Source organism: Enterobacter sp. RHBSTW-00175 (assembly GCF_013927005.1).
Taxonomy (GTDB): domain Bacteria; phylum Pseudomonadota; class Gammaproteobacteria; order Enterobacterales; family Enterobacteriaceae; genus Enterobacter.
The window spans coordinates 1-25338 of the sequence record NZ_CP055930.1 but is presented as its reverse complement, the minus strand read 5'-3'; the positions used below and the strand labels follow the sequence as shown (position 1 = coordinate 25338).

At 51.4% G+C, this 25338-nt stretch carries 25 protein-coding genes and 2 tRNA genes; 15 read left to right on the top strand and 12 right to left on the bottom strand.

The features are described from left to right. Window positions 1-97: 97 nt before the first annotated feature. Genes fliK through fliF form a run of 6 tightly spaced genes read right to left on the bottom strand, consistent with a single transcriptional unit; the run spans window position 98 to window position 6538 of the window. A complete protein-coding gene (gene fliK, locus HV107_RS00135; protein ID WP_182061580.1) occupies window positions 98-1336 on the bottom strand; it encodes a flagellar hook length control protein FliK in 1239 nt (412 codons plus the stop codon). Further along, window positions 1333-1776: a flagellar export protein FliJ gene (gene fliJ, locus HV107_RS00130; RefSeq protein ID WP_182061579.1), complete on the bottom strand. Its 444-nt coding sequence runs from the start codon at window positions 1774-1776 to the stop codon at window positions 1333-1335. The genes fliK and fliJ overlap by 4 nt, the downstream gene beginning before the upstream one ends. Window positions 1777-1797: 21 nt before the next feature. Next, a complete protein-coding gene (fliI, locus tag HV107_RS00125) occupies window positions 1798-3168 on the bottom strand; it encodes a flagellar protein export ATPase FliI (protein ID WP_182061578.1) in 1371 nt (456 codons plus the stop codon). Beyond that, on the bottom strand, window positions 3168-3875 hold the full coding sequence (gene fliH, locus HV107_RS00120; RefSeq protein ID WP_182061577.1) for a flagellar assembly protein FliH: 708 nt from the start codon (window positions 3873-3875) through the stop codon (window positions 3168-3170). The genes fliI and fliH overlap by 1 nt, the downstream gene beginning before the upstream one ends. Continuing rightward, entirely contained in the window at window positions 3868-4866 is a 999-nt protein-coding gene (fliG, locus tag HV107_RS00115) for a flagellar motor switch protein FliG (RefSeq protein ID WP_182061576.1), read from the bottom strand. Before fliG ends, fliH begins: the two co-directional genes overlap by 8 nt. After that, window positions 4859-6538: a flagellar basal-body MS-ring/collar protein FliF gene (gene fliF, locus HV107_RS00110; protein ID WP_182061575.1), complete on the bottom strand. Its 1680-nt coding sequence runs from the start codon at window positions 6536-6538 to the stop codon at window positions 4859-4861. Before fliF ends, fliG begins: the two co-directional genes overlap by 8 nt. Window positions 6539-6766: 228 nt before the next feature. On the opposite strand from fliF, the gene fliE reads away from it, so the two are divergent. Next, window positions 6767-7081 (top strand): flagellar hook-basal body complex protein FliE, encoded by a 315-nt coding sequence (gene fliE, locus HV107_RS00105; protein ID WP_182061574.1) that lies wholly within the window; start codon window positions 6767-6769, stop codon window positions 7079-7081. A 220-nt stretch (window positions 7082-7301) separates the two neighbouring features. Here fliE and HV107_RS00100 read toward each other — a convergent pair whose 3' ends face one another. Further along, window positions 7302-8417: an EpsG family protein gene (locus tag HV107_RS00100; protein ID WP_182061573.1), complete on the bottom strand. Its 1116-nt coding sequence runs from the start codon at window positions 8415-8417 to the stop codon at window positions 7302-7304. A 1006-nt stretch (window positions 8418-9423) separates the two neighbouring features. Here HV107_RS00100 and yedD point away from each other — a divergent pair. After that, window positions 9424-9837, top strand: a complete 414-nt coding sequence (gene yedD, locus HV107_RS00095; protein WP_182061572.1) for a lipoprotein YedD — start codon at window positions 9424-9426, stop codon at window positions 9835-9837. Window positions 9838-9893: 56 nt separating this feature from the next. Here the strand turns inward: yedD and amyA are convergent, their stop codons facing one another. The 4 genes from amyA to fliD form a co-directional block, all read right to left on the bottom strand. Beyond that, the gene (gene amyA, locus HV107_RS00090) at window positions 9894-11381 is read right to left on the bottom strand and encodes an alpha-amylase (RefSeq protein ID WP_182061571.1); all 1488 of its coding nucleotides are present in this window, start codon (window positions 11379-11381) and stop codon (window positions 9894-9896) included. 97 nt (window positions 11382-11478) lie between these two features. Continuing rightward, a complete protein-coding gene (fliT, locus tag HV107_RS00085; protein ID WP_182061570.1) occupies window positions 11479-11850 on the bottom strand; it encodes a flagella biosynthesis regulatory protein FliT in 372 nt (123 codons plus the stop codon). Beyond that, window positions 11850-12260 carry a flagellar export chaperone FliS gene (gene fliS / locus HV107_RS00080; RefSeq protein WP_182061569.1) on the bottom strand — a complete coding sequence of 137 codons (411 nt, stop codon included), beginning with the start codon at window positions 12258-12260 and terminating at the stop codon, window positions 11850-11852. The genes fliT and fliS overlap by 1 nt, the downstream gene beginning before the upstream one ends. 20 nt (window positions 12261-12280) lie before the next feature. Beyond that, on the bottom strand, window positions 12281-13699 hold the full coding sequence (gene fliD, locus HV107_RS00075; protein ID WP_182061568.1) for a flagellar filament capping protein FliD: 1419 nt from the start codon (window positions 13697-13699) through the stop codon (window positions 12281-12283). Between the two features lie 269 nt (window positions 13700-13968). On the opposite strand from fliD, the gene HV107_RS00070 reads away from it, so the two are divergent. The 8 genes from HV107_RS00070 to sdiA all read left to right on the top strand — a co-directional run bounded on the left by HV107_RS00070 (window position 13969) and on the right by sdiA (window position 21095). Then, a complete protein-coding gene (locus HV107_RS00070) occupies window positions 13969-15240 on the top strand; it encodes a FliC/FljB family flagellin (RefSeq protein ID WP_182061567.1) in 1272 nt (423 codons plus the stop codon). Between the two features lie 163 nt (window positions 15241-15403). After that, entirely contained in the window at window positions 15404-16123 is a 720-nt protein-coding gene (locus HV107_RS00065; RefSeq protein ID WP_014070758.1) for an RNA polymerase sigma factor FliA, read from the top strand. A 54-nt stretch (window positions 16124-16177) separates the two neighbouring features. Then, on the top strand, window positions 16178-16729 hold the full coding sequence (gene fliZ, locus HV107_RS00060) for a flagella biosynthesis regulatory protein FliZ (RefSeq protein WP_182061566.1): 552 nt from the start codon (window positions 16178-16180) through the stop codon (window positions 16727-16729). Between the two features lie 86 nt (window positions 16730-16815). Continuing rightward, window positions 16816-17616, top strand: a complete 801-nt coding sequence (tcyJ, locus tag HV107_RS00055) for a cystine ABC transporter substrate-binding protein (protein ID WP_182061565.1) — start codon at window positions 16816-16818, stop codon at window positions 17614-17616. 108 nt (window positions 17617-17724) lie between these two features. Beyond that, window positions 17725-18711: a D-cysteine desulfhydrase gene (dcyD, locus tag HV107_RS00050; protein ID WP_182061564.1), complete on the top strand. Its 987-nt coding sequence runs from the start codon at window positions 17725-17727 to the stop codon at window positions 18709-18711. A 21-nt stretch (window positions 18712-18732) separates the two neighbouring features. After that, entirely contained in the window at window positions 18733-19401 is a 669-nt protein-coding gene (gene tcyL / locus HV107_RS00045; protein WP_182061563.1) for a cystine ABC transporter permease, read from the top strand. Further along, window positions 19398-20150: an L-cystine ABC transporter ATP-binding protein TcyN gene (gene tcyN / locus HV107_RS00040; protein ID WP_182061562.1), complete on the top strand. Its 753-nt coding sequence runs from the start codon at window positions 19398-19400 to the stop codon at window positions 20148-20150. Before tcyL ends, tcyN begins: the two co-directional genes overlap by 4 nt. Window positions 20151-20372: 222 nt before the next feature. Continuing rightward, a complete protein-coding gene (gene sdiA / locus HV107_RS00035; RefSeq protein WP_182061561.1) occupies window positions 20373-21095 on the top strand; it encodes a transcriptional regulator SdiA in 723 nt (240 codons plus the stop codon). Between the two features lie 66 nt (window positions 21096-21161). On the opposite strand, the gene HV107_RS00030 is transcribed toward sdiA, so the two are convergent. After that, window positions 21162-21386 carry a DUF2594 family protein gene (locus tag HV107_RS00030; RefSeq protein WP_182061560.1) on the bottom strand — a complete coding sequence of 75 codons (225 nt, stop codon included), beginning with the start codon at window positions 21384-21386 and terminating at the stop codon, window positions 21162-21164. Between the two features lie 467 nt (window positions 21387-21853). On the opposite strand from HV107_RS00030, the gene uvrY reads away from it, so the two are divergent. The 5 genes from uvrY to HV107_RS00005 all read left to right on the top strand — a co-directional run bounded on the left by uvrY (window position 21854) and on the right by HV107_RS00005 (window position 25297). Beyond that, window positions 21854-22510, top strand: a complete 657-nt coding sequence (gene uvrY, locus HV107_RS00025; protein WP_182061559.1) for a UvrY/SirA/GacA family response regulator transcription factor — start codon at window positions 21854-21856, stop codon at window positions 22508-22510. Next, a complete protein-coding gene (gene uvrC / locus HV107_RS00020) occupies window positions 22507-24339 on the top strand; it encodes an excinuclease ABC subunit UvrC (protein ID WP_182061558.1) in 1833 nt (610 codons plus the stop codon). Before uvrY ends, uvrC begins: the two co-directional genes overlap by 4 nt. 56 nt (window positions 24340-24395) lie before the next feature. Further along, window positions 24396-24944: a CDP-diacylglycerol--glycerol-3-phosphate 3-phosphatidyltransferase gene (pgsA, locus tag HV107_RS00015; RefSeq protein WP_006176115.1), complete on the top strand. Its 549-nt coding sequence runs from the start codon at window positions 24396-24398 to the stop codon at window positions 24942-24944. 152 nt (window positions 24945-25096) lie between these two features. Further along, a tRNA-Gly gene (locus HV107_RS00010) sits at window positions 25097-25172 on the top strand. A 51-nt stretch (window positions 25173-25223) separates the two neighbouring features. Further along, window positions 25224-25297: transfer RNA gene (locus HV107_RS00005), tRNA-Cys, on the top strand. Window positions 25298-25338: the final 41 nt, after the last annotated feature.

The window sequence follows — 25338 nt, the reverse complement described above, 5'->3', positions numbered from 1 at the left end:
GCTTCCTGTTTCGGTACAGCTTAATAAGGTGATTATCCCGTGTCCGCCTTATCTCAAAGCGTGGAAAAGACGGGGATAATCACGCTACCTCTGGCGTTTAGGCAAAGATGTCTACAGCGCTGTTACCACGCGCGGCGGATTGCAGTGCGGCAGGGGCTGTCAGTAACTCGTCGCTCTCTTCATTAAAACCGCCTTGCTGGTCGGAACGCGAGGCCTGCTGTTGCTGCTGTGATGAAGACTGCTGCTGGCCTGAGAAGCTCTCGCTGCTGACGCTGCTTTGTGAAAGCTGAATACCGTTCTCAGCAAGCGAAGTACGCAGAACCGGCAGCGCTGCTTCCAGTGCCGCACGTACGTGGCTGTGCGCAGACACCATCTGCAACTGCGCCTGGTTATCATCAATCTTAATCGAAATTTGTACCTGGCCCAGATCTTCCGGGTGCAGGCGCAGCTCAGCCGTTTGTTGCCCTTGTCTGGTGAACAGGGTGATGTGCTGGCTCAGTGTCTGCTGCCATTCGCTGGTGCCAAGCGGCTGGCTCAGTACCGGCGCGGTAGCGACCGTAGCGGCTGGCTGTGAGGTAGCCTGGCTGCTGACGATCGGCGCAAGCGTTGCCGTTGGGCTGGTTGAAGAGGACTGGCTTGCCAGGTCCTGCTTTTCAGCGGTAACGGCTACAGCGGGCGTCAGTGGGGCGTTAGCGGCTGAAGCATCAGCGGTTTGTGGCTGAGGTGCGTACTGAAGCGGAGTTTGCGCTTTTTCATGAGCCGCCGGGGCAGTCGTCAGGGCCGGTTGTTGCCCGGTGCTGGCTTGCGCCAGTGAAGTGCCTGCCAGCACATTCTCCGCCTGGCCCTCAGTGCTGACGGCCTGGGTAGTTACCGCGGTTGCGGTCTGCTGGTGTGGCAGCATCGCCATCAACGCGCTTAATCCGGCCAGCTCTTCTTCGTTCAGGTCGGTTTTGGTGTCATCTTTGGCGGCCGTTGATGTCAGGCTTTTCAGGGCATCGCTGTGGGTTGCAGGCATTAGCCCGGATACCAGGCTTTGAAGCGCGGTGGATTGCGCGGTTTCATCCCCGGTGAGCGTGTCCTGGCGTGACAACAGATCGGCAATTTTTGCCTGAAGGGTGGTATCGCCGTCTTTATCCTGTGCGACTTTTGCCAGCTTGCTGCCGGCCGCTTTCAGGTCGGCAAGGGTCAGCGGCGCATCTTTACCCTGACCGGTCGCATCCGTCAGGGCGCCAGCCAACAGGGAGAGAAAATCTTGCGCACCGTCGGTGCCTTTTCCCGTCTGCGTGCCGGCTGACAGGTCACTGTCGGTCATCAGCAGTTGTTGCAGTGTGATCATTCAGGTTTCCTCATTGATGCGCGCTGTGCAAACTCATCCATTTTTTTCTGATCCAGTCGGTTCTCGGCGAGGGTTGTTGCAGCCACCTGCCGGTCCTGCAAGGTTTGCCATGCCTGGAGCCGCTGTTTTTTCTCACGCCAAAAGTTCAGCGCCGTATCGACTTTTTGGGTCCACTGGTTAAGTTGATGGCGATGCTGTTCAATCGCCTTTTCGAGCGTCTGGATAAACTGCTGATAGTTAATCCAGCGCTGGCTACCAATGCCCTGCGTCATGTCAGTATTGAGGTTGGTGCGATATTCATGCTGATAGTCGATCAACATCTTCAACTGTTCTTCAGCCTGCTGGCACCCGCGTCGCATTGCGCCAAGCTGCAATGCGGCATCATCAACTTCTTTTTCTGCCAGATCTTTTAGCGTTGATAACGCGCTATTTTGCGCCATGACCTTCGCCCTCCACCTGTATTACACCTGCGGGAAAATCAGCTCCAGAGCCTGAATCGAATCGTCCCAGTCGGCGCGTTCAAAAATACCTTGTTGCAGGAATGCCTCCAGATGCGGCCACAGAGCAATCGCTTTGTCGAGCATCGGGTCGCTGCCTTTGGCATACGCCCCTACGCTCACCAGATCACGGTTACGCTGGAAGCTGGAAAGCAGTTGTTTGAAGTTACGCACGCGGGCGTAATGCTTCTCTGTAATCAGTGCCGTCATCGCACGGCTAATCGATGCTTCAATATCGATAGCCGGATAGTGCCCGGCTTCGGCCAGACGACGCGATAACACTATGTGGCCGTCAAGGATTGCACGCGCGGAGTCGGCAATTGGGTCTTGCTGGTCATCGCCTTCGGTCAGAACCGTGTAAAACGCGGTAATCGAACCGCCACCGGTGATGCCGTTACCGGCACGTTCAACCAGTGCTGGCAGCTTGGCAAACACTGAAGGTGGATAGCCTTTGGTGGCTGGCGGTTCGCCGATAGCCAGCGCAATTTCACGCTGCGCCATCGCATAACGGGTCAGGGAGTCCATGATCAGCAGCACGTGCTGCCCGCGGTCACGGAAATCCTCGGCAATACGGGTGGCATAGGCTGCACCCTGCATACGCAGCAGGGGCGAAACATCCGCCGGGGCGGCGATCACTACCGAGCGTGCGCGGCCTTCTGCACCCAAAATATTTTCAATAAAGTCTTTTACTTCACGACCACGTTCACCGATAAGCCCCACGACGATGACATCGGCCTGGGTATAGCGTGCCATCATGCCGAGCAGTACCGATTTACCCACGCCGGAACCGGCGAACAGGCCCATACGTTGCCCGCGCCCAACGGTGAGCAAGGCGTTAATCGGGCGCACACCGGTATCAAGCACATGCTCGATAGGGGTACGTTGCAACGGGTTAAATGGCTGAGTAATCAGCGCCCCGGTTTCGGTGGTGTCAGGAGAGGGGAGGCCGTCGAGCGGCTTGCCGCTCCCGTCCAGCACACGGCCTAACAGCGCCGGGCCAAGCGGCAATTGTTTACCACTTTGCAGGCCATCGCCTGAGTTGTTTTTTGCATAGACGCGCGCGCCGGGCAGAATGCCTTCGACCTCTTCAAGCGGCATCAGGAACAGACGCTGGCCGTTAAAACCAACGACTTCACTTTCCACTTCGCGTGTTTCGTTCCTGTCCTGACGTTCGATAACGCAAGTGGCGCCCAGCGGAAGCTGCAAGCCCGTGGCTTCCAGCACCAGGCCTGTCGCGCGGGTCAGACGTCCATAACGACGAACAGATGGCAGTTGCGCCATCTTCGTTTCAAAGTTATCAAGGGTGGTAAGCCAGCGAGTGAGCCGTGCGGTCATCAGATGACTCCCGGTGCCGCCAGGCGGCACAGTTCCTGCCAGCGGGTGGCGACGCTGGCATCCAGATCGCCCTCATCCGCAGAGACTTTGCAGCCGCCGTGGTGTAAGGACGGATCGCCGCGCAGACGCCAGCCGTGCAGGCTGAGCGTGGCACCGAGGCTCTCTTCCACACGTTGTAAATCGTCAGGATGAACGCGCAGCTGCGGTTTGCCGCTGAACAACGGCTCCTGCTGAAGCAGGCCCTGAATTTGTTTGATCAGCGCCGAGTTATCTACCGTTGGCGTCTGGCCAATCACCTGACGTGCGGCTTCAAGCGCCATCTGCATCAGGCGTGAGGCAATCACGCTGTCGAGCGCATCGAGGGTGTGCTGGAATTCGCTGACCAGTTGCTGCATCCGGGCATGAAGCGGCGCCTGTTGCTGGCGCGCCTGTTCAATACCTTGCTCTAACCCTTTCGCCAGACCTTCCTGGTAACCCTGCTCCTGGCCTTTCTGCCGTCCTTCATTCAAACCCGCGTTATAACCCTGTTCGTGCGCCTGCATTTGCATCTGCGCCAGCATCTGCGCGCGTTGCTCTTCTTCGCTGAGCGCAGGGGGTTCTGTGCCAGTATCGCCCTCGTCGGGCGATATCATAGCCGGGGTAAACTCGGAAAGAGGAGGGGCCAGATCGTCGGGCGTCCAGCGCTTCCACGGCAGCTCATTAGACATACGTGTCTTCTCCGCTGCCAATCACCATCTCGCCGGTTTCTGCCAGACGACGAACAATAAGCAGGATGGCTTTCTGTTCGTTTTCCACCTGAGACAGACGCACCGGGCCACGGTTGGCAAGGTCGTCGCGCAGGATATCGGCCGCACGCTGAGACATGTTGCGCAGGAACTTCTCGCGCAGTGGCTGTTCGGCGCCTTTGAGGGCGATAAGCAGCGATTCGGAGTCCACTTCCTGAAGCAGGCGCTGGATGCTGCGATCGTCCACTTCGACCAGGTTTTCGAACAGGAACATCTCGTCGATAATTTTCTGTGCCAGCTCGCCGTCGAATTCGCGAACCGCCGTAATAACCGCTTCTTCCTGCTGCGTTTTCATCAGGTTGATGATCTCTGCCGCCGTTCTCACGCCGCCCATTTTGCTGCGCTTGAGGTTCTGGCCATCGAGCAGGCTGTTCAGGACTTCAGTCAGTTCTGCCAGTGCTGCCGGCTGGACACCACCAAAGGTGGCGATACGCAGCATAACGTCGTGACGCAGGCGCTCTTCGAACAGCGCCAGAATATCGGCCGCCTGGCCACGTTTGAGGTGAACCAGGATGGTAGCGATAATCTGTGGGTGCTCGTCGCGAATAAGGTCGGCGGCACTCTGCGGCTCCATAAAGTTGAGCGTCTCGATACCGCTGGCGGTATCGCGGGTTTCCAGAATATCTTCCAGCAGGCTGGCGGCGCGTTCTTCGCCAAGCGCCTTAACCAGCACGGAGCGCAGGTATTCGTTGGCGTTGACATTGAGCGCGGCAAACTGCTCGGCTTCCTGCTCAAACTCAGCTAACACTTCGGTCAGCTGTTTATTGGAGATCTGACGAACGTTCGCCATTGCCGCACTGAGAATTTGCACTTCTCGCTGGGAGAGGTGTTTGAACACCTCTGCCGCGCGGTCTTCGCCAATGGTCATCAGCAGGATGACGCTTTTATCGGTACCTGTAAGCGTATTACTCATGTTCGTTACCCATCCAGCCGCGGATGACCAGCGCGACGACGCGCGGATCGTTATCTGACATTTCGCGAATACGTTGACTCATTACCTCAGCACCCATGCGCTGATTAGCACGGCGCTGCTGCATTTGTTCGTCTTTGCTCAGGCGAACTTCAACGGCTTCTTCTACTTCCTGACGCGTACTCATGAGTTCCTGAGCGGCTTTGGCTTCTTCCGCGCGGCGCGTTAGCTGCGGACGAATCGCTTTACGCCACAGCAGCCACGCGACAATCAGAACCAGCAGCCAGCGACCGGCAGACATCAGCTGATCGATAAACGCCTGCTGTTGCCAGAACGGCAGTTCGCCACCTGTTTCATCAACCGAGTTGAACGGTGAGTTCACCACGTTGAGGGTATCGCCACGCTTCTCGGAGTAACCCATGGCTTCACGGGTCAGGTCTTCGATCTGCTTCATTTGTTCTGCGGTCAGCGGCAGCGGTTTGCCGTCTGGCAGCGTTTTGTAGTTCACAACCACGGCAACTGAAAGACGTTGAACATCGCCCACGTTCAGCTTGGTGTGGCGAATGGTACGGTCGACTTCGTAGTTGGTTGTTTCATTACGGCTGCTGGTACGCGGGCCAGAAGACGTGCCTGAAGAGGTCGTTTGCTGATTAGTTTGCTGACCGTTCTGCTGGTTTGCTGGCGGAGTAGAAATTGGTGCAGCGTTAGCCGGGGCAGGCTGGTTAGACAGCGCGCCTGGTACGCCACCCGGGTAAGGACCACCGACTTGTTCGTTTTCATTAACCTGGCGAGAACGCATCACGGCCTGAGCAGGATCGCCATTCGGGCTGTACTGTTCTTCTGTTTGTTCTTTATTCGCGAAGTCAATCTGAGCAGTAACCTGCGCATGGACGTTGGAATTCCCCACGACCGGGCCAAGAATGGCTTCGATACGACGTTGCAGGCGGCCTTCGACATCGGCGGCATATTTCAGCTGTGCATCATTTAAATCGCGACCTGCGCTGTTGTTCTGCGTCAGCAAATGGCCACTCTGATCAACCAGGGTAACGTTACCTGGCGGTAAACCGGCAACAGCGCTGGATACCAGATGTGTCACCGCGCTGATTTGCCCCTCATCCAGCGCGCGGCCAGGCTCGAGGTTAACAGTCACAGAAGCAGACGGGGATTTTTGTTCACGAACAAAGAGAGAAGGTTTTGGCATGGCGAGGTGCACACGGGCACTTTTCACTGGGCCTAATGTTTCAATGGTGCGGGCCAGTTCACCTTCCAGCGCACGCTGGTAGTTAACCTGCTCGCTGAACTGGCTGATACCGAATTTTTCCTGATCCAGCAGTTCAAAACCTACCGCGCCGCCTTTTGGCAGACCCTGCTGCGCGAGACGCAGGCGCAGTTCGTGCACTTTATCCGCCGGAACCTCAAGCGCACCGCCATTATCGGCGAAGCGATAAGGGATGTTCATCTGGGTAAGTTGGGTGACGATGGCACCGCCATCCTGGTCGGAAAGATTACTGTAGAGCGTGCGGTAGTCAGGGCTTTTCGCCCACAAGACCATCGCAACAATAATCGCAATTGCGGCAGCGCCTGCCACGATCAACGGGATTTTAGGATTCGCGCGAAGGCGGTTCATCCACTCTAGTGATTTAGTCTGCGGTGCTGTCGATGCTGTCGCACTCATTGCACACCTCTTAAATCCTGGTGGGTTACGTTATTCGTGTAGAGAAACAAAACTGACTCCCGGGTCGGCAAACACGACAAAAGTTCCATACTGATGGCCCTGCCATTATTTGATGATTCGGGATTTTCTATGCGTCAAATAACCTGGTTTTTTCACGCTATTTACCGCCTTTATCTTATTGACAAGCTGTTAGTCTTGTCCGCGTAAAAAACCATCCAGGGGAGAGTCATGGCTATACAGGGCATTGAAGGGGTGATCAGTCAGTTGCAGGCAACGGCGATGACGGCCCGTAATCAGAACGTGGCAGAAGAACAGCCGACCATCAGCTTTGCGGGACAACTGCACGCCGCTCTTGACCGTATCAGCGATACCCAGACCGCTGCGCGTACACAGGCGGAGAAGTTCAGTCTTGGTGAACCAGGCGTGGCGCTTAACGATGTGATGACCGATTTGCAAAAAGCGTCTGTGTCGTTGCAGATGGGGATCCAGGTAAGGAATAAGATGGTTTCTGCGTACCAGGAAGTGATGGGAATGCAGGTTTAGGTTATTTGAGCTGGTTATATGGATTGTTAAGCACCATCCCGTCGCATGGTGTGGAGCAAAAGTGGCACCTCGTTTTCAGTAAAACAGTCATTAAGGATGTTGACGATATTCTGATTTTTCTGTTTTGGTGTCATGAACAGGAGAGATGATATTTGAATGTTGTTGCTTTCATCATTAATGAAATTCAATAAAAACGGGGTTTTAAACCCGTTTTTATATTTTATCGGCAACGTTCAATAACATTGTAATCATAATACTTATTGATAATGTTGCATTTATTAGCGATCTCGCTCTCTATTTCAGATTTGTCAGATACAATATTTAAATTGCTTCTGGCTGCTTCCCAAAAAACGGCATTCCATACTGGGATTGTTGACACTCCAAAAATAAGCGCCAGATAAACAAGCTTCGGAAATCTTGTATGAAACCCCCTCCCTTTAGCGGTTAGATACTCATCCATTGATACGACAAAGACTGGGACCAGAATATACCCAACCCGGATAAGTACACTGACAAAGCGGGTGAGAAGCATGAAGTACATCGCACTAATCGCAGAAAACAAAGAATGATATTTTCTGGCTTGGCTATATAGCATAACCAGAATGATCAGGTATGCAAAAACCACTTTAGAAGAGAGGATGTACTTCCAGAACCCATCATTATTCTCAAGGAGGAGACTACTATACGCAGTAACCTTTGCTCCGATGAAGGGTAAGTTCGCAGTCACTGATGGATTGTAGATAATCAGCATTGCAGAGAACATGACGGCAGATGCGATGATAAGGAACATCTTCATGCGCAGCCGGCTTTTTGAAGAAATAAGCAGATAAGAAAGAGCAACTACAGCTGATGCATGGAAAAGACAAGCAAGTGCAACACTAAGAACAAACCGTACATAATGGTCTTTTTCATGATGTTTAATGCTTAACATTATTATGGAAATTGCAAGACCTTGTCGTACCCACTCGGTGAAAACAAAATATCCAAGAAATGCAAAGACAGTAAAGAACGCAGCAGATGGGTTATTAAGTCGATCACAGAATTTATACACTGCATAGTAGATGAACATCGTCACAAAGAATGAGAACATACCATAAGACAGCCCCAGATAACTTCCGGCAAGCATCAACCAATAGAGTCCAGGTTCTGCAAAGAAGTATCCGTAGGTCGGATTATGGAGCATATCGTATGTATCACGATAGTTGATCCAATCGTAACCATAGCCCCAGGTACACCCAAAGTAGATCCCGGTAACGAGAACCGATACTTTAAAAAGTCCTCTTTGCTCAACGATCGCAAGAATGAGCAAAGCAACAGGAAAAATCAGAAAAGCCATGCGTTACATTTCCAGTATAGATAATTTCGCATATGTGCCCTGTCTCCACATCAGGAAAGATTGTCCAGAACGTAATCATATGCCTCTGTCGGACTATGAAGCGTGATAGTCATGATGATGAAAGGGATCCGAGGGAGTATTGACACCAGCCACGACACTTCCTTCACTGTTGTGCGCTGTTCATTCGTAAGCTTTTGAATGATACTGTCTTTGTCTGTTTTCATGGGGTGGCCATAGAATTATCCTTCAGTAATACCCATTCTATCAGTGCAGGGCATCACATCACAATGCCATATCTATCAGTCGATTAATAATATTTATTTCTACAACAAATCTACCTTAACCTTTTGACTCTGCTTTTTTGTATTGTCATGGTTACATCGAGCTATGCGGAAAATTGTAGAGGAAAATTAGTATGTGCGAAGAAATTCGTGTTCACAGAATAGATGCGGTGATTAGTCATTAAACATGGCCACTTTGGATATAACACAAAGGGATAAGTAACTATTTCATAAAACCCAGGGAGGGTAATTCTTTATTTTTCGATTGTTGCAATTTTTTATAACTATGGCGATTGTAATTTAAGCCTATAGAAATTAATTAACTCTGTCATGAATATAGTTTAACATCAGAAAATCATGTGGTCGACAATCAATTGCAATGACTCTGTGTATCTACAGCGTCATATCTCAGGTGTTCATGATCAATGCTTCAATAAGATAGATGTATTGGTTGTTTTTTTGAACGACTCATGTATCAATACATCTGGCGTAAATTTATCTAGCAATACAAAGATGAAGTTAGCAAGAGATCGCGGTTCAAACGGTAAAGGCCAGATCACTGGCAGTAATGGCAACATATAATTATTAAGTGAACTGTAATTCTATACAGTGCTCTGTTGGTTTCGTCGAAAAAACAATCTTGAGCATGGCAGGAAATTATCTTCCACTGGCACCCTCAACGCTTTAATGCCACAATCTTTTTTTCTTCGCACACAGGAAAGATGATGAAAAAAATAGCAATTGCTGGCGCGCTGCTGGCATTGACCGGGTGTGTTCAGGTGGATAACTATCAGGATGTCATCAAGCATCCGGTTCCAAAGCATCTGGCGGGGTACTGGCAGTCGAAAGGGCCGCAAAGCAAAATGGTGAGCCCGAAGGCGATTGCCACGCTGGTGGTAACGGAAGAGGGCGATACGCTGGATTGCCGTCAGTGGCAGCGCGTTTTGGCTGTGCCGGGGAAAATCATGTTGCGTTCAGACAGCTATTATAACGTGACCAGTAAACTGGATATCTATCCGCTTGAACGTGATGGTTCAACGCTGGAGTACGATGGCCTGGAACTGCAAAAGGTTGACCGTCCTACCGTGGAATGCGCAGATTACCTGAGCAAAAATCCGCTGGAGAGTAAGCTGCCTTAAGCGTTGTTGCCGGGTATCGGCTCTGCCTTACCCGGCCTATAAATCACCGCTGATTTTTACAGAACATCCTCCATCACCCACACGCTAACGCTTCCGCCGTTGCAGGTGAAAATCCCTTCACCGTCTGCTGCCGTTGTGACGGTTTCTTCGCGATTGCCCAAAAAATCACGCCAGGTTTTATTCCCGTAGTTCTCGCCCAGACACAGGGTTTTCTCCCCATCATCACCGTTAGACAACACCACCACACAGCCAGGATAGTCTTCCGTCCCGCTACGGCTAAACGCAATACAGTTTGGATGATCAAAGAACAGCGTCTGAATACCGTGGGCAAAGCGCTGGCGCGCCAGAATAAGCTCGTGCAGTTGTTCGATAACCGGCATATCAATATGATAAGTCTCGCCATCACCGCCCACATCGTCATAGCTTGCGCCGAATAAATCCGGGTAGAACACGCTCGGTACGCCGTTTTCACGCAGTAATATCAGGGCGTAGGCCAGCGGTTTAAACCAGGATTCAACCGGTGCTTCCAGGGCCTGCAAGGGCTGAGTGTCGTGGTTTGCAACCAGAGTAACGGCATGGAAAGGGTCACTCTCAACCAGCGTGTCGGTAAAAATCTGGCTCATATCATAATCACGCCCCTGGCGTGAGGCCTCGTGAAATTTCATTTGCAAAGGCGCATCAAACAGCATGGTTTTGCCGTCAACCTGGTTGATGTAATTCTGCAATTTATCCACTTCATGAGACCAGTATTCCGCCACAATAAACAGGGAGTGCGTGGCTACCTCCTGGACGTGCTCAATCCACTCTTTGTAAAACCAGGCCGGAATATGTTTTACCGCGTCCAGACGAAAACCATCGCACTGGGTTTGCTCCATGACCCAGCGTGCCCAGTATTTTATCTCTTCGGTTACGGCATGATTACGAAAGTCGATATTCTCGCCCATCAGGTAATCAAAATTACCCAGTTCATCATCAACCTGGTCATTCCAGCCTTCACCGCTGTAGTCATTAACGATTTTAAAGATGCCGTCAAGATCGGGATTTTCAATGTGGTCAACGCCACTGAAACATTTAAAATCCCAGATAAATTGCGAATATTCACCCGCGCGGGCAGGGAAGGTGTAACGGGTCCAGGCTTCGCAGTTAATGATTTCATCGTCAATTTGCGTGCGGTCCTGTTCGTTTACACACTGAACGTGAATAAGCTCTTTCTCATCTGCCCCCATTTTATGATTCACCACCACGTCCAGCAGCACGGCGATATCGTTACTTTTTAACGCGGCGATAGCTTCCAGCAACTGTGCTTTGTCGCCATATTTGGTGGGAACAGATCCTTTTTGATCAAATTCACCGAGGTCAAAGAGATCATAAGAATCATATCCAACAGAAAATCCGCCCGATGCCCCTTTATAAGCCGGGGGAAGCCAGACCATATTGATGCCGATTTCGTTAAGATTAGGGGCTAAAGCTGTCACTTCTTGCCACAATTCACCGCCAGCGGGGTAATACCAGTGAAAGCATTGCAGTAAGGTTGGATTGCGCATGTACCATCTCCATGAGGTCGCGAAACTCAAGTATGGGATAGGTCGCGCAGAAATGCTTGGCGAACGAAGCGAGAAACGCTCGTTCGCCAACTGATGGCTAATTTAAATCGAAATTGCTTTGCGGAACCAGAACATGGCCGCCCTGGTTGCTGTAGGTAGAAAGAACTGACTTTTGCATAGAATTTTGACCAACCAGCTTTGCCAGTTCATCCATTCTGTTTTGCAGCAGCATTTTGACCTGGCTTTCGTTGTCCAGGATCACCCGCAGGGTAGGTCGAAGTTGTTCCTGCACTTGTGAAGAGGGCTGAATTTCTTCTGTGAGTTGAGCCAGCGAGTGCACCGCATTAACATAATCGGTTTCACAGGCGATCAGTTCATCCCATAAGCCCTGACGAGCAAGGCGCAGCATCATCTGACTTTGATCCAGGAGCTGCTGATAAAGGGTGTAGAGTTGCGGTGCATTACTCATTAGACGGCGTCCTGAATCAGTTGTGGCGAACCGGCAACTTCCTTCCACCCGTCAGCGATATTGCGCAGCAAGTTTTCCACCTCTTCGATGGCACTGGCGTCGTTATTCACGTTGGCGTGCAGTAGGCGTCTTACCATATAGGCATAAAGTGCGATCAGGTTTTGTGTCAGCTCATCACCATTATTTTCGACCAGGCCAACCTTCAGCCCATTCTCGATAATGTTGATGGCTTTCGAAAGCGCCAGTCCTTTAGCCGGGATATTGCCGTCCTGCAAGAACAGACGCGCGCGTACCAGCGCGCTGAGGGCTCCATCAAATAGCATGATAACCAGCTGATGCTGGCTGGCGCTCATCACCGCGCTTTCAACCTCTATTTTTGCGTAGGCTTGCGTGCCTTTTGCGCCGTACATGTTATCCCCCTCGGGTGTGATTAGCTTTTGCTACTGGACGATGAAGTATCGAACTGCTGAGTCAGGTAGCTGCTGGTGTTATTCAGTGACGTCATCAGTACGTCCAGCTGGGTAAACTGGGCCTTGTACTGTGCCACGGTGGCATCAATACGCGTGCTTACAGCGTTGTACTGGTCGGTCAAATTGTTCAGCGTTTTACTGACGCCATCTTTTGCAGCCTGAATGATGCCTTTCGTTGAAAGCCAGTCAGTCAGTTTGGTCGCCATGGTGGTGGTGATGCCGGTCGTTTTACCGTCACCCACAACCAGATCTTTCACGGCCGATGGGTTGTTTGTCAGGGCAGTTTCCAGTTTGGTGCTATCCAGCGACAATTTACCTGTCGATGGATCACTGGTAATGCCAAGCTGGGTTAAAGATTTATATGACGTTCCGCCCGCAGAGTTTGTGAGCAGGCTTTTCAGCTGAGTCTGGATAGTACGCAGCGTGCTGTCGCCAAGCAGTGCGCCGTTGCTGGAATCCTGTGAGCTGGTGCCCGCATCAACGGCAGTATATTTGGTTAACGACGCAAAGCTGTCCTGAAGGGTGTTATAGGCATCTACCCAGGCTTTCAGTGCACTTTCCGCTTTAGACGTATCTTTTGAGATAGTCAGCGTCTGGTTGCCGGAGGTGACGTCATTCAGGTTCAGGGTGATATCTTCCAGCGCATCACTGATGGTGTTGCTGCTGTTTTCGATATCAACGTTGTTCACTTTCAATTTTGCGTTTTGTGCAGTCACACTTTCGGTCATGCCGTTGCTGGCATCAGTGCTGGTGCCGTTGTAACCCATAAAGGATTGCAGGGCGCTGTCACCGCTTACGCTGACGCTTACCGCATTATCAGAACCGGTTTCGGTAGAGGTGATAGACAGACGATACTGACCATTGCCGACGTTGATAATACTGGCTGTTACGCCGGCATCCGCCTTGTTGATGGCATCACGAATGCCCGACAGCGACGAGTTCGCAGCGCTGATATCCACACTCACCGGGTCTTTTCCGTTGCCCGCGGTAAAGGTGATTTTGCTGTCGGCCGAGGCGATAGCCGTTTTGGTATCGGTCTGCGTGCTTTTGGTTGTCAGCGTCTGGGCTTGCGCCAGCTGTGACACGCTAATGGTGTATTTACCCGCAATAGCGCTACCGGTTGTGGTGGCGCTAAACGCAGTGGAGCTGCTCGACGTGCTGGTTGCAGTAAACAGGTCGGCTTTATTCAGCGCGGTGTTTGCCGTCTGGAATGCTGACACAGCGCTACTTAAGGTGCCGTAAGCGCTCAGCTTGGCTGTATAAGACGACTGCTGATTTGAAATCGGGGTCAGCTGCGTTTTTTCTGCGGCTGTCAGGCTGTCCAGAATATCGCTTAATTGCAGACCCGAGCCCACACCCAGCGTTGAAATACTTGCCATATTTATTCCTTAATGTATCGACACGTAGAACGAATACTGGGGTTATCGGCCTCATCAGGGGAAAGTTTACGGTTAATTCTTTTTTTTTAATGGCGGGAATAACGCTAATAGAGAAGAGTATTTCTGTGGCTAAAAAAAATAACGAGATCCTGAAAAAAAATCTAAAGGTTGTTTTGGACCAGACGATAACACCTTTGACGGCGATGAAGCCGAAGGGTGGAAACCCAAATCTAACCAAACAGATTTGATGAACAACAGGAAACGAAATCATGGCACAAGTCATTAATACCAACAGCCTCTCGCTGATCACTCAGAACAACATCAACAAGAACCAGTCTGCTCTGTCTTCTTCTATCGAGCGTCTGTCTTCCGGTCTGCGCATCAACAGCGCTAAAGATGACGCTGCGGGCCAGGCGATTGCTAACCGCTTCACTTCTAACATCAAAGGTCTGACTCAGGCTGCGCGTAACGCAAACGACGGTATCTCTCTGGCACAGACCACTGAAGGCGCACTGTCTGAAATCAACAACAACTTACAGCGTGTTCGTGAACTGACTGTTCAGGCAACTACCGGTACTAACTCCGATTCTGACCTGTCTTCAATCCAGGACGAAATCAAATCCCGTCTGTCTGAAATCGACCGCGTATCTGGTCAGACTCAGTTCAACGGCGTGAACGTACTGGCTAAAAACGGTTCTATGGCGATTCAGGTTGGCGCGAACGATGGTCAGACCATCAACATCGACCTGCAGAAAATCGACTCTTCTACTCTGGGCCTGGGCGGCTTCTCTGTTTCTAACAATGCACTGAAACTGAGCGATTCTATCACTCAGGTTGGCGCAAGCGGCTCTCTGAAAGATGTTGACCTGAGCGCAGTTGCAACTTCTCTGGGTGTGAATGCAAGCAGCCTGAGCCTGCACAACGTGCAGACTTCTGCTGGTGCCGCGACGTCTACCTACGTGGTTTCTTCTGGTTCTGACAACTACGCTGTGTCTGTTGACGATGCAACTGGCAGCGTGAAACTGAACACCGCTGACGTGACCTATACCGATGCTACCGGTGGTACTGGTACTCTGACTGGCGTTGCAGTTAAAGTTGGCGCTGATGCTACTGGTGCTGGTGCTGCGGCTGGTTACGCGCAAGTTCAGGGTAAAAACTACTCCCTGAGTGCAGCGTCTATCGCTGATGGCGGCGCGGCCGGTACTCTGAACACTGCTGAACCTGTGACCCTGAACACCGCTGGCGAGTTCACCGGCGTTTCTACCGCAGATCCACTGGCTCTGCTGGACAAAGCTATCGCTTCTGTTGATAAATTCCGTTCTTCTCTGGGTGCGGTACAGAACCGTCTGAGCTCTGCTGTAACCAACCTGAACAACACCACCACTAACCTGTCTGAAGCGCAGTCCCGTATTCAGGACGCCGACTATGCGACCGAAGTGTCAAATATGTCTAAAGCGCAGATCGTTCAGCAGGCTGGTAACTCCGTGCTGTCCAAAGCTAACCAGGTTCCTCAGCAGGTTCTGTCTCTGCTGCAGGGCTAATCGCCTGATTACGCACAAACCCCGCTTCGGCGGGGTTTTTTTCCGCTCGAATTCATTCGTAACCCCCAAATAACCCCTCATTTCACCCACTATTCACCCAATTAAAACCCCTGCAGAATCGGATAATCATGCCGATAACTCAATTAACGCAGGGCTGTTTATCGTGAATTCACTCTATACCGCTGATGGTGTAATGGATAAACATTCGCTGTGGCAGCGTTATGTTCCGCTGGTGCGTCACGAAGCATTGCGCCTCCAGGTGCGTTTGCCGGCGAGCGTGGAACTGGACGATCTGCTACAGGCGGGCGGTATCGGGTTATTGAATGCAGTTGACCGATACGACGCTCTGCAAGGAACGGCATTTACGACTTACGCAGTACAGCGTATTCGTGGTGCGATGCTGGACGAGCTGCGCAGCCGTGACTGGGTGCCGCGCAGTGTTCGCCGCAACGCACGCGAAGTGGCACATGCGATGGGGCAGCTGGAACAGGAACTGGGACGCAACGCGACGGAAACTGAAGTAGCGGAACGTCTTGGCATTGCTGTTGAAGAGTATCGTCAGATGTTGCTCGATACCAATAATAGCCAACTCTTCTCTTATGATGAGTGGCGTGAAGAGCATGGCGATAGCATCGAGCTGGTAACAGATGAACACCAGCAAGAAAACCCGTTACACCATTTAATGGAAGGTAATTTACGCCATCGCGTAATGGAAGCTATTGAAGCTTTACCAGAACGTGAACAACTGGTGTTGACCCTCTATTATCAGGAAGAGCTCAACCTCAAAGAGATTGGCGCTGTTCTTGAAGTGGGCGAGTCGCGGGTCAGCCAGCTGCACAGCCAGGCCATTAAGCGCTTACGTACTAAGCTGGGTAAGTTATAGGTGATTGATTCACCTGAGAAATGCCGCACAACGTATTGACAACCAGGAGTTATCATGACGGTGCAGCAATCAAAAAGACGGCCTCTAAGCCGCTACCTGAAAGACTTTAAACACAGCCAGACGCATTGCGCCCACTGTAATAAATTACTCGACCGTATCACGCTGGTTCGTCGTGGCGAAATCGTTAACAAAATTGCGATCTCTCGCCTCGACACGTTGATGGATGAATCAGCATGGTTTGAAGAGCAAAAAGAGTGGGTGGCGCTTTGCCGCTTCTGTGGCGATTTACACTGCAAAGAGCAAAGCGACTTCTTCGACATTATCGGCTTCAAACAATTCCTGTTTGAACAAACGGAGATGAGTCACGGCACCGTGCGCGAATATGTGGTTCGCCTGCGTCGCCTTGGCCAGCATCTGACCGTGCATAACATTTCTCGCGATCTGCTTAAGACCGGCTATCTTGATGAAAATCTGGAGCCGTGGTTGCCTGCAACCAGCACCAATAACTACCGCATTGCACTGCGCAAGTACGCGCAATATAAGGTACAAATGCCGGGTGTGGGGAAGCAGAAAGTCCACGCAGAGACAACTTCTGATATATATTAAAAAAGAATAAGATGTAGCGTAGCCGCCTTTGACGTTGCAGGCGAATTCACTACACTACTCAAAAATTCCACTATATCGGGGTAATTATGAAATTAGCACTTCTGGGTCGTCAGGCGCTGATGGGTGTAATGGCAGTTGCGCTGGTCGCTGGCATGAGCGTGAAAACGTTCGCGGCGGAAAATCTGCTGAATAAAGTCAAAGAACGCGGCACGCTGTTGGTTGGGCTGGAAGGAACCTATCCTCCGTTCAGCTTCCAGGGCGATGACGGAAAACTGACCGGTTTCGAAGTGGAGTTTGCCGAAGAGCTGGCGAAACATCTTGGCGTGAAAGCATCGCTCAAACCGACCAAATGGGACGGGATGCTGGCATCGCTGGATTCTAAACGTATCGACGTGGTGATTAACCAGGTGACCATTTCTGATGAGCGTAAGAAGAAGTATGACTTCTCTACGCCATATACCGTGTCGGGCATCCAGGCGCTGGTGAAGAAAGGTAACGAAGGCAGCATCAAAACTGCTGCTGACCTGAAAGGTAAAAAAGTGGGTGTTGGTCTGGGGACGAACTACGAAGAGTGGTTGCGCCAGAACGTGCAGGGCGTTGATATCCGTACCTATGATGATGACCCAACTAAATACCAGGATCTGCGTGTTGGTCGTATCGATGCCATCCTGGTTGACCGCCTGGCGGCGCTGGATCTGGTGAAGAAAACCAACAACACCCTGGCCGTAGCGGGTGATGCGTTCTCTCGTCAGGAGTCAGGTATTGCGGTGCGTAAAGGCAACGACGATCTGGTGAAAGCCATTGATGCGGCCATCGCCGACATGCAAAAGGATGGCAGCCTGAAGGCGCTCTCCGAGAAGTGGTTCGGTGCTGACGTCACGAAATAAGTCGTTGGCTGTAAAAAAAAGGTGCTTTTAAAAGCGCCTTTTTTATTTCTTACGCGTCTGCGTGCATAATAAAAAGTATCTATTAAAGACAGCGTTACCGGAGGATCCATGTCACTGCAAAATTTAACGCGCTTCCCACGCCTGGAGTTCATTGGCGCACCCACGCCGCTGGAGTATTTACCGCGATTTTCTGATTATTTAGGGCGCGATATTTTTATTAAACGTGACGATGTGACGCCAATGGCGATGGGCGGCAATAAGCTGCGCAAGCTGGAGTTTTTGGCCGCAGATGCGCTGCGCGAAGGGGCGGATACGCTGGTGACCGCCGGGGCGATTCAGTCCAACCATGTACGTCAGACGGCAGCCGTGGCGGCAAAACTGGGCCTGCATTGTGTCGCTCTGCTGGAAAACCCGATTGGCACGCGCGCAGAAAATTACCTGACCAACGGTAACCGCCTGCTGCTGGACTTGTTTAATACCCAGGTCGAAATGTGTGATGCGTTGACCAACCCGACGGCACAGCTTGATGAGCTGGCTACGCGACTGGAAGCGCAGGGTTTTCGTCCGTATGTTATTCCGGTGGGTGGCTCGAATGCGCTGGGGGCGCTGGGCTATGTGGAAAGCGCGCTGGAGATTGCTCAGCAGTGTGAAGGCGCAGTTAATTTGTCTTCGGTGGTGGTCGCCTCTGGCAGTGCAGGAACACACGCCGGGCTGGCGATAGGTCTGGAGCAACTGATGCCCGACGCTGAGCTGATTGGTGTGACGGTTTCCCGAAGCGTTGCCGATCAAAAACCGAAAGTGGTGACCTTGCAGCAGGCGGTGGCAGAGCAACTCGAACTTCAGGCGAAGGCCGATATTATTCTCTGGGATGACTACTTTGCCCCAGGCTACGGCACGCCAAATGAAGAAGGCATGGAAGCGGTAAAATTGCTGGCGCGCCTGGAAGGCATCCTGCTTGACCCGGTTTATACCGGCAAGGCAATGGCAGGGCTTATCGACGGTGTTGCGCAGAAACGCTTTAAGGATGAAGGCCCGATCTTATTTGTTCACACTGGCGGGGCACCCGCGTTGTTTGCCTACCATCCTCATGTCTAAACATCAGGTCGAAAAATAATAATGCAAGAAAGTATTCAACTGGTTATTGATTCGTTGCCGTTCCTGCTTAAAGGCGCGGTATTTACATTACAGCTCAGTATCGGCGGGATGTTCTTTGGCCTGATGCTGGGGTTTTTGCTGGCATTGATGCGGATGTCGCCGGTTGGGCCGGTGCGCTGGCTGGCGCGTTTTTATATCTCTGTCTTTCGCGGAACGCCGCTTATCGCCCAGCTCTTTATGATTTACTACGGTTTACCGCAGTTTGGGATTGAGCTTGATCCGATCCCGGCGGCGATGATCGGGTTGTCGCTGAATACCGCGGCCTATACCTCGGAAACTCTGCGCGCGGCGATTTCCTCTATTGATAAAGGCCAATGGGAAGCAGCGGCCAGTATCGGTATGACGCCGTGGCAGACGCTGCGCAGGGCAATTCTGCCGCAGGCGGCACGCGTGGCGCTCCCGCCGCTCAGCAACAGCTTTATCAGCCTGGTGAAAGACACCTCGCTGGCGGCGACTATCCAGGTGCCTGAGCTGTTCCGCCAGGCGCAGCTTATTACCTCGCGTACACTCGAAGTGTTCACCATGTATCTGGCGGCCTCGCTGATTTACTGGGTGATGGCGACGGTACTGTCTGCACTGCAAAACTATTTTGAAAACCAGCTTAACCGCCAGGAGCGTGATCCGAAATGAGTGCTATCGACGTCAAAAACCTGGTGAAAAAATTCCACGGACAGACGGTACTGCACGGTATCGACCTTGAAGTTGAGCAAGGGGAAGTGGTAGCGATTATCGGGCCAAGCGGCTCCGGGAAAACCACGCTGTTGCGCAGTATCAATCTGCTGGAGCAACCGGAAGGTGGAACTATTCGCGTGGGTGATATCACCATCGACACCGGGAAGTCCATCAACCAGCAGAAAGGGCTAATCCGCCGCCTGCGTCAGCATGTCGGGTTTGTCTTTCAGAACTTTAATCTTTTCCCGCACCGGACGGTGCTGGAAAACATTATCGAAGGGCCGGTTATTGTAAAAGGTGAGCCTAAAGACGAAGCTACAGCCCGCGCTCGCGAACTGCTGGCGAAAGTGGGGCTTGCCGGGAAGGAGACCAGCTACCCGCGTCGTTTGTCGGGCGGCCAGCAGCAGCGTGTCGCCATCGCCCGCGCCTTGGCCATGCGCCCTGATGTGATCCTGTTTGATGAACCTACCTCCGCGCTTGATCCTGAGCTGGTGGGGGAGGTGCTCAACACCATCCGCCAGCTGGCGAAAGAGAAACGGACAATGGTTATCGTGACGCATGAGATGAGCTTCGCCAGGGATGTGGCTGACCGGGCTATATTCATGGATCAGGGGCGAATTGTAGAACAAGGGCCTGCAAAGAGCTTATTTGCTAACCCACAACAGCCGCGTACCCGCCAGTTCCTTGAAAAATTCCTTATGCAGTAGCATTTTTGCACTAATTTGCTCCAGATTTTCCCCCTGGAGCAAATTATTCTCCCCTGAGCGCATTCGTATTGTTTTTTTATTCCACACAGTTCGGATTAACCGTATTAAAACTGAAGTTAACAGTCATATAGCCGATATTTTGTATATCTAAATAAGTTTTATGTGTTAGTTTATATTCACCATAATAATGATTATCTTTATCAGAGGCTTCATTCAGTAAGTATGAAGGATACAGACTTTTTCACATGGCGTCGGAAATGCTTCCTCCGGTTTCAGGAAATGACAACCGCCGACGAGGTTTATCTCGAACTTCAGAGACAAACTCAGGAACTAGAATTTGATTATTTCGCTCTCTGCGTTCGTCATCCAGTGCCATTTACACGCCCTAAGATTTCTGTGCAGACCACTTACCCGGCAGAGTGGATAGCGCAATATCAGTCAGAGAATTATTTCGCCATTGACCCGGTGCTGAAACCTGAGAATTTCGTTCAGGGGCATTTACCCTGGACAGATGAATTATTCACTGATGCTCAGGAATTATGGGATGGGGCACGCGACCACGGCTTGCGTAAGGGAATAACACAATGCCTGATGCTTCCCAATCATGCACTGGGTTTCCTTTCTGTATCGCGTACTAGTCTGGTGGAGAATACCTTCGTCAGCGAAGAAATAGAACTGCGCTTACAAATGCTGGTGCAAATGGCCTTAACGTCTTTACTTCGATTTGAACACGAGACGGTAATGCCGCCTGAGATGAAATTCAGCAAACGCGAGCGGGAAATTCTGAAGTGGACTGCGGAAGGCAAAACCTCTGCGGAAATAGCAATTATTCTCTCAATCTCAGAGAATACGGTTAACTTCCATCAGAAGAATATGCAGAAGAAATTCAACGCACCCAACAAAACGCAGATTGCCTGCTATGCGGCGGCGACGGGGCTTATCTGAAGCAAAAGACGTTCTGCGTGGCAGACGAGGAAAACGGCTGAATGCGACGCATCCAGCCGTTTTTTTTTACTGGCGGTAAGCTTGTTTAATTTGCTTAACCGTATTGGCAAATACCGCTGATTCAGCCTGGTCTTCCATTTGCGCGATTTGTTTTTCCATCTTAATGATCACACGACCGGCGTCAGCCTGACCCATTGCCTGTAGCATAAGCGTCAATAGCGCTTTCAGGCAGGTTACTTCCTGTGCCAGTTCTTGGTTATTCTCCGCAGTGGCGAATTCAGGTGTGCTCATTTATTTTCCTCATTATAAAACAGCGCTTGAGCGCGACGATGAAAGTTAAGGCCGCGGAGTATACCACAAGCCGCACCAAAAAATGCAGTGGTTGTTTTTTGTACTTTTCCGCTTTTTGTTTATTCGCGTAAACAACAAACGGCGGTAATCTGTACGCCAGATTATCTGCAATTAATTGTTTAACGTTGGTACCGCTGCCGTTAATTATTGTTACAAAAATTTGAGTTCTGTTTTTTCTTAGGTTTTTTTAGGGTTGTTTTGTAACCTTTTGAATACAGATGCTTAAAAATAGCCTCATAAACCCTGTCAGCGCTGCGTTTCTTTCCACCTGGTGTACAGGCTAATTTCCAAAAACGAGAGCAAAATCGAATAGCGGGTTTTTTAACGTTTTAATCTTGTGAGGAAAACCGTTAATATAAACCAAATTAGCAGTCAGTTGCGTTATCCCTATTCTGGAGACATTTCCTTTGATCAACGTCCTTCTTGTTGATGACCACGAACTGGTGCGCGCAGGGATACGACGCATTCTTGAAGATATAAAAGGTATCAAAGTTGCCGGCGAAGCCTGCTGTGGTGAAGATGCCGTTAAATGGTGTCGCACTAACTCGGCGGACGTCGTGTTGATGGATATGAACATGCCCGGTATTGGCGGACTGGAAGCCACGCGTAAAATCGCCCGTACCTTTATTGATACAAAAGTCATCATGCTGACAGTGCACACTGAAAATCCGTTGCCCGCCAAAGTGATGCAGGCGGGTGCTGCCGGGTATCTCAGCAAAGGTGCTGCTCCGCAGGAAGTGGTCAATGCTATCCGTTCAGTGTTTGCTGGTCAGCGTTATATCGCGTCGGACATCGCTCAACAAATGGCGTTGAGCCAGATTGAACCCGACAAAACAGAATCGCCATTCGCCTGTTTGTCTGAGCGCGAATTACAGATTATGCTGATGATCACCAAAGGCCAGAAGGTGAATGAGATTTCAGAGCAGTTGAATCTCAGCCCGAAAACGGTGAACAGCTACCGCTATCGAATGTTCAGTAAACTGAACATTCACGGCGATGTCGAACTGACTCACCTGGCAATTCGCCATGGTCTGTGTAATGCAGAAACCTTAACCAGCCAGTGAGTGATGTGTTCGATTCAAAAGCATTTCTGAAAACCGTTACCAGCCAGCCAGGCGTTTATCGGATGTATGACGCTGGCGGTACGGTTATCTATGTGGGGAAGGCGAAAGATCTCAAAAAGCGTCTCTCCAGTTATTTTCGCAGCAATCTAGCCTCCCGTAAGACCGAAGCGCTGGTCGCGCTTATCAACAGCATTGATGTCACTGTGACCCACACCGAGACAGAAGCGCTGCTGCTCGAACATAACTACATCAAACTTTATCAGCCGCGCTACAACGTGTTGTTGCGTGACGACAAGTCATACCCTTTTATTTTTCTGAGCGGTGATACCCATCCACGCCTGGCAATGCACCGTGGCGCAAAACATGCGAAGGGTGAATATTTTGGTCCGTTCCCTAACGGGTACGCCGTGCGTGAAACCCTGGCGCTGCTGCAAAAAATCTTTCCGGTTCGTCAATGCGAGAACAGCGTATATCGCAACCGCTCACGTCCCTGCCTGCAATACCAGATTGGGCGCTGCCTGGGGCCATGCGTTGCCGGCCTGGTGACGGAAGAAGAGTATGCCCAGCAGGTGGAGTATGTGCGCCTGTTTTTAGCCGGAAAAGACGATCAGGTGCTGACACAGCTGATTGCCCGCATGGAAAAAGCCAGCAGCACGCTGGAGTTTGAAGAAGCTGCGCGCATTCGCGATCAGATCCAGGCCGTGCGCAGGGTGACCGAGAAGCAGTTTGTTTCTAATACGGGTGACGATCTTGATGTGATCGGCGTTGCCTTTGATGCCGGGCTGGCCTGCGTTCACGTGTTGTTTATTCGCCAGGGCAAAGTGCTCGGCAGCCGCAGTTATTTCCCGAAAGTGCCAGGAGGTACGGAACTTGGCGAGGTTGTTGAAACCTTTGTGGGCCAGTTCTACCTCCAGGGCAGCCAGATGCGTACGCTGCCTTCTGAGATCCTGCTCGATTTCAATCTTGATGATAAAACCCTGCTGGCCGATTCACTTTCTGAGCTGGCCGGGCGGCGCGTCAATGTCCAGACCAAACCGCGTGGCGATCGTGCGCGTTATCTCAAGCTGGCGCGAACCAATGCCGCCACGGCATTGACCACCAGGCTCTCGCAGCAGTCGACAGTCAGTCAGCGTTTGACCGCCCTGGCAACGCGCCTGAAATTACCTGAAGTGAAGCGTATGGAGTGTTTTGACATCAGCCATACGATGGGTGAACAGACGGTGGCGTCCTGTGTGGTGTTTGATGCGAACGGTCCGGTGCGGGCCGAGTATCGTCGCTATAACATCACCGGCATCACGCCAGGCGATGACTACGCGGCCATGAATCAGGTGCTGCGTCGTCGTTATGGCAAAGCGATAGAAGAGAGCAAGATCCCGGATGTTATCCTGATTGACGGCGGCAAAGGGCAGCTTGGTCAGGCGAAAGCTGTTTTTGAATCGCTGGACGTGACCTGGGACAAACAACATCCGTTGCTGTTAGGGGTCGCAAAAGGGGCGGATCGTAAAGCGGGGCTGGAAACGTTGTTCTTCGAGCCTGAAGGTGAGGGGTTCAGTTTGCCGCCGGATTCTCCTGCGCTGCACGTGATTCAGCACATTCGTGATGAGTCCCACGATCATGCTATCAGCGGACACCGTAAAAAACGGGCAAAAGTGAAGAACACCAGTACACTTGAAACCATTGATGGCGTGGGTCCAAAACGTCGCCAGATGCTGTTGAAGTATATGGGTGGATTGCAAGGATTACTCAATGCGAGCGTTGAGGAAATTGCAAAAGTGCCGGGTATTTCGCAAGCACTGGCAGAAAAGATCTACTACTCGTTGAAACATTGAGGGCTCTGTAGCAACATAGAGCTAAATTTTACTGACAACAGACAGTTACCGTCATTATGCGATTTAATATCCCTACGTTGCTCACTCTCTTTCGCGTCGTGCTCATCCCGTTCTTTGTATTGGCGTTTTACCTGCCGGTTGTCTGGGCGCCTTTCGCGTGTGCACTGATTTTCCTTGTTGCTGCCGTAACTGACTGGTTCGATGGTTATCTGGCTCGCCGCTGGAACCAAAGCACCCGTTTTGGCGCATTCCTTGATCCGGTTGCTGATAAAGTCATGGTGGCTATCGCCATGGTGCTGGTGGCCGAACACTATCACACCTGGTGGGTGACACTGCCTGCGGCGACGATGATTGGTCGTGAGATTATTATCTCTGCGCTGCGCGAGTGGATGGCGGAGCTGGGCAAACGCAGCAGCGTGGCTGTGTCGTGGATCGGTAAAGTTAAAACAACGGCGCAAATGGCAGCGCTGGTCTGGATGCTGTGGCGTCCTAACGCCTGGGTTGAGTGGGCCGGTATTGGTTTGCTGTGGGTCGCTGCGGTTCTGACATTGTGGTCAATGTTGCAATATTTGAATGCTGCGCGCGGGGATTTGCTTGAACAGTGATCGTTTCGCCGTAAATTTCAGCAAACGATCCAGGGATGCAAAAAATAACGTTGACTCAAAACGTCATATAAGTAGAATGCAACGCATCGAACGGCGGCACAGCTAGCCGGACGATAATGAAATCAAGTGATTAGATAATTACCTGGTGACATGCGGGAATAGCTCAGTTGGTAGAGCACGACCTTGCCAAGGTCGGGGTCGCGAGTTCGAGTCTCGTTTCCCGCTCCAGATTAAACACATCGGCAATTGCGGGTGTGAGTCGAGAGACAAAAGATTTAAGGCGCGTTAGCAAAGCGGTTATGTAGCGGATTGCAAATCCGTCTAGTCCGGTTCGACTCCGGAACGCGCCTCCACTTTCTTCCCTGGCCGGATGGTGGAATCGGTAGACACAAGG

Excerpts from the sequence above, each read along its gene's own strand:
- HV107_RS00100 (WP_182061573.1), bottom strand. The coding sequence starts at position 8,417 with ATGGCTTTTCTGATTTTTCCTGTTGCTTTGCTCATTCTTGCGATCGTT.
- fliI (WP_182061578.1), bottom strand. The coding sequence starts at position 3,168 with ATGACCGCACGGCTCACTCGCTGGCTTACCACCCTTGATAACTTTGAA.
- fliG (WP_182061576.1), bottom strand. The coding sequence starts at position 4,866 with ATGAGTAATACGCTTACAGGTACCGATAAAAGCGTCATCCTGCTGATG.
- tcyN (WP_182061562.1), top strand. The coding sequence starts at position 19,398 with ATGAGTGCTATCGACGTCAAAAACCTGGTGAAAAAATTCCACGGACAG.
- yedD (WP_182061572.1), top strand. The coding sequence starts at position 9,424 with ATGAAAAAAATAGCAATTGCTGGCGCGCTGCTGGCATTGACCGGGTGT.
- HV107_RS00070 (WP_182061567.1), top strand. The coding sequence starts at position 13,969 with ATGGCACAAGTCATTAATACCAACAGCCTCTCGCTGATCACTCAGAAC.
- fliH (WP_182061577.1), bottom strand. The coding sequence starts at position 3,875 with ATGTCTAATGAGCTGCCGTGGAAGCGCTGGACGCCCGACGATCTGGCC.
- fliJ (WP_182061579.1), bottom strand. The coding sequence starts at position 1,776 with ATGGCGCAAAATAGCGCGTTATCAACGCTAAAAGATCTGGCAGAAAAA.
- fliE (WP_182061574.1), top strand. The coding sequence starts at position 6,767 with ATGGCTATACAGGGCATTGAAGGGGTGATCAGTCAGTTGCAGGCAACG.
- tcyL (WP_182061563.1), top strand. The coding sequence starts at position 18,733 with ATGCAAGAAAGTATTCAACTGGTTATTGATTCGTTGCCGTTCCTGCTT.
- sdiA (WP_182061561.1), top strand. The coding sequence starts at position 20,373 with ATGAAGGATACAGACTTTTTCACATGGCGTCGGAAATGCTTCCTCCGG.
- dcyD (WP_182061564.1), top strand. The coding sequence starts at position 17,725 with ATGTCACTGCAAAATTTAACGCGCTTCCCACGCCTGGAGTTCATTGGC.
- fliF (WP_182061575.1), bottom strand. The coding sequence starts at position 6,538 with ATGAGTGCGACAGCATCGACAGCACCGCAGACTAAATCACTAGAGTGG.
- fliZ (WP_182061566.1), top strand. The coding sequence starts at position 16,178 with ATGACGGTGCAGCAATCAAAAAGACGGCCTCTAAGCCGCTACCTGAAA.
- HV107_RS00030 (WP_182061560.1), bottom strand. The coding sequence starts at position 21,386 with ATGAGCACACCTGAATTCGCCACTGCGGAGAATAACCAAGAACTGGCA.
- pgsA (WP_006176115.1), top strand. The coding sequence starts at position 24,396 with ATGCGATTTAATATCCCTACGTTGCTCACTCTCTTTCGCGTCGTGCTC.
- fliK (WP_182061580.1), bottom strand. The coding sequence starts at position 1,336 with ATGATCACACTGCAACAACTGCTGATGACCGACAGTGACCTGTCAGCC.
- fliD (WP_182061568.1), bottom strand. The coding sequence starts at position 13,699 with ATGGCAAGTATTTCAACGCTGGGTGTGGGCTCGGGTCTGCAATTAAGC.
- fliT (WP_182061570.1), bottom strand. The coding sequence starts at position 11,850 with ATGAGTAATGCACCGCAACTCTACACCCTTTATCAGCAGCTCCTGGAT.
- fliS (WP_182061569.1), bottom strand. The coding sequence starts at position 12,260 with ATGTACGGCGCAAAAGGCACGCAAGCCTACGCAAAAATAGAGGTTGAA.
- tcyJ (WP_182061565.1), top strand. The coding sequence starts at position 16,816 with ATGAAATTAGCACTTCTGGGTCGTCAGGCGCTGATGGGTGTAATGGCA.
- amyA (WP_182061571.1), bottom strand. The coding sequence starts at position 11,381 with ATGCGCAATCCAACCTTACTGCAATGCTTTCACTGGTATTACCCCGCT.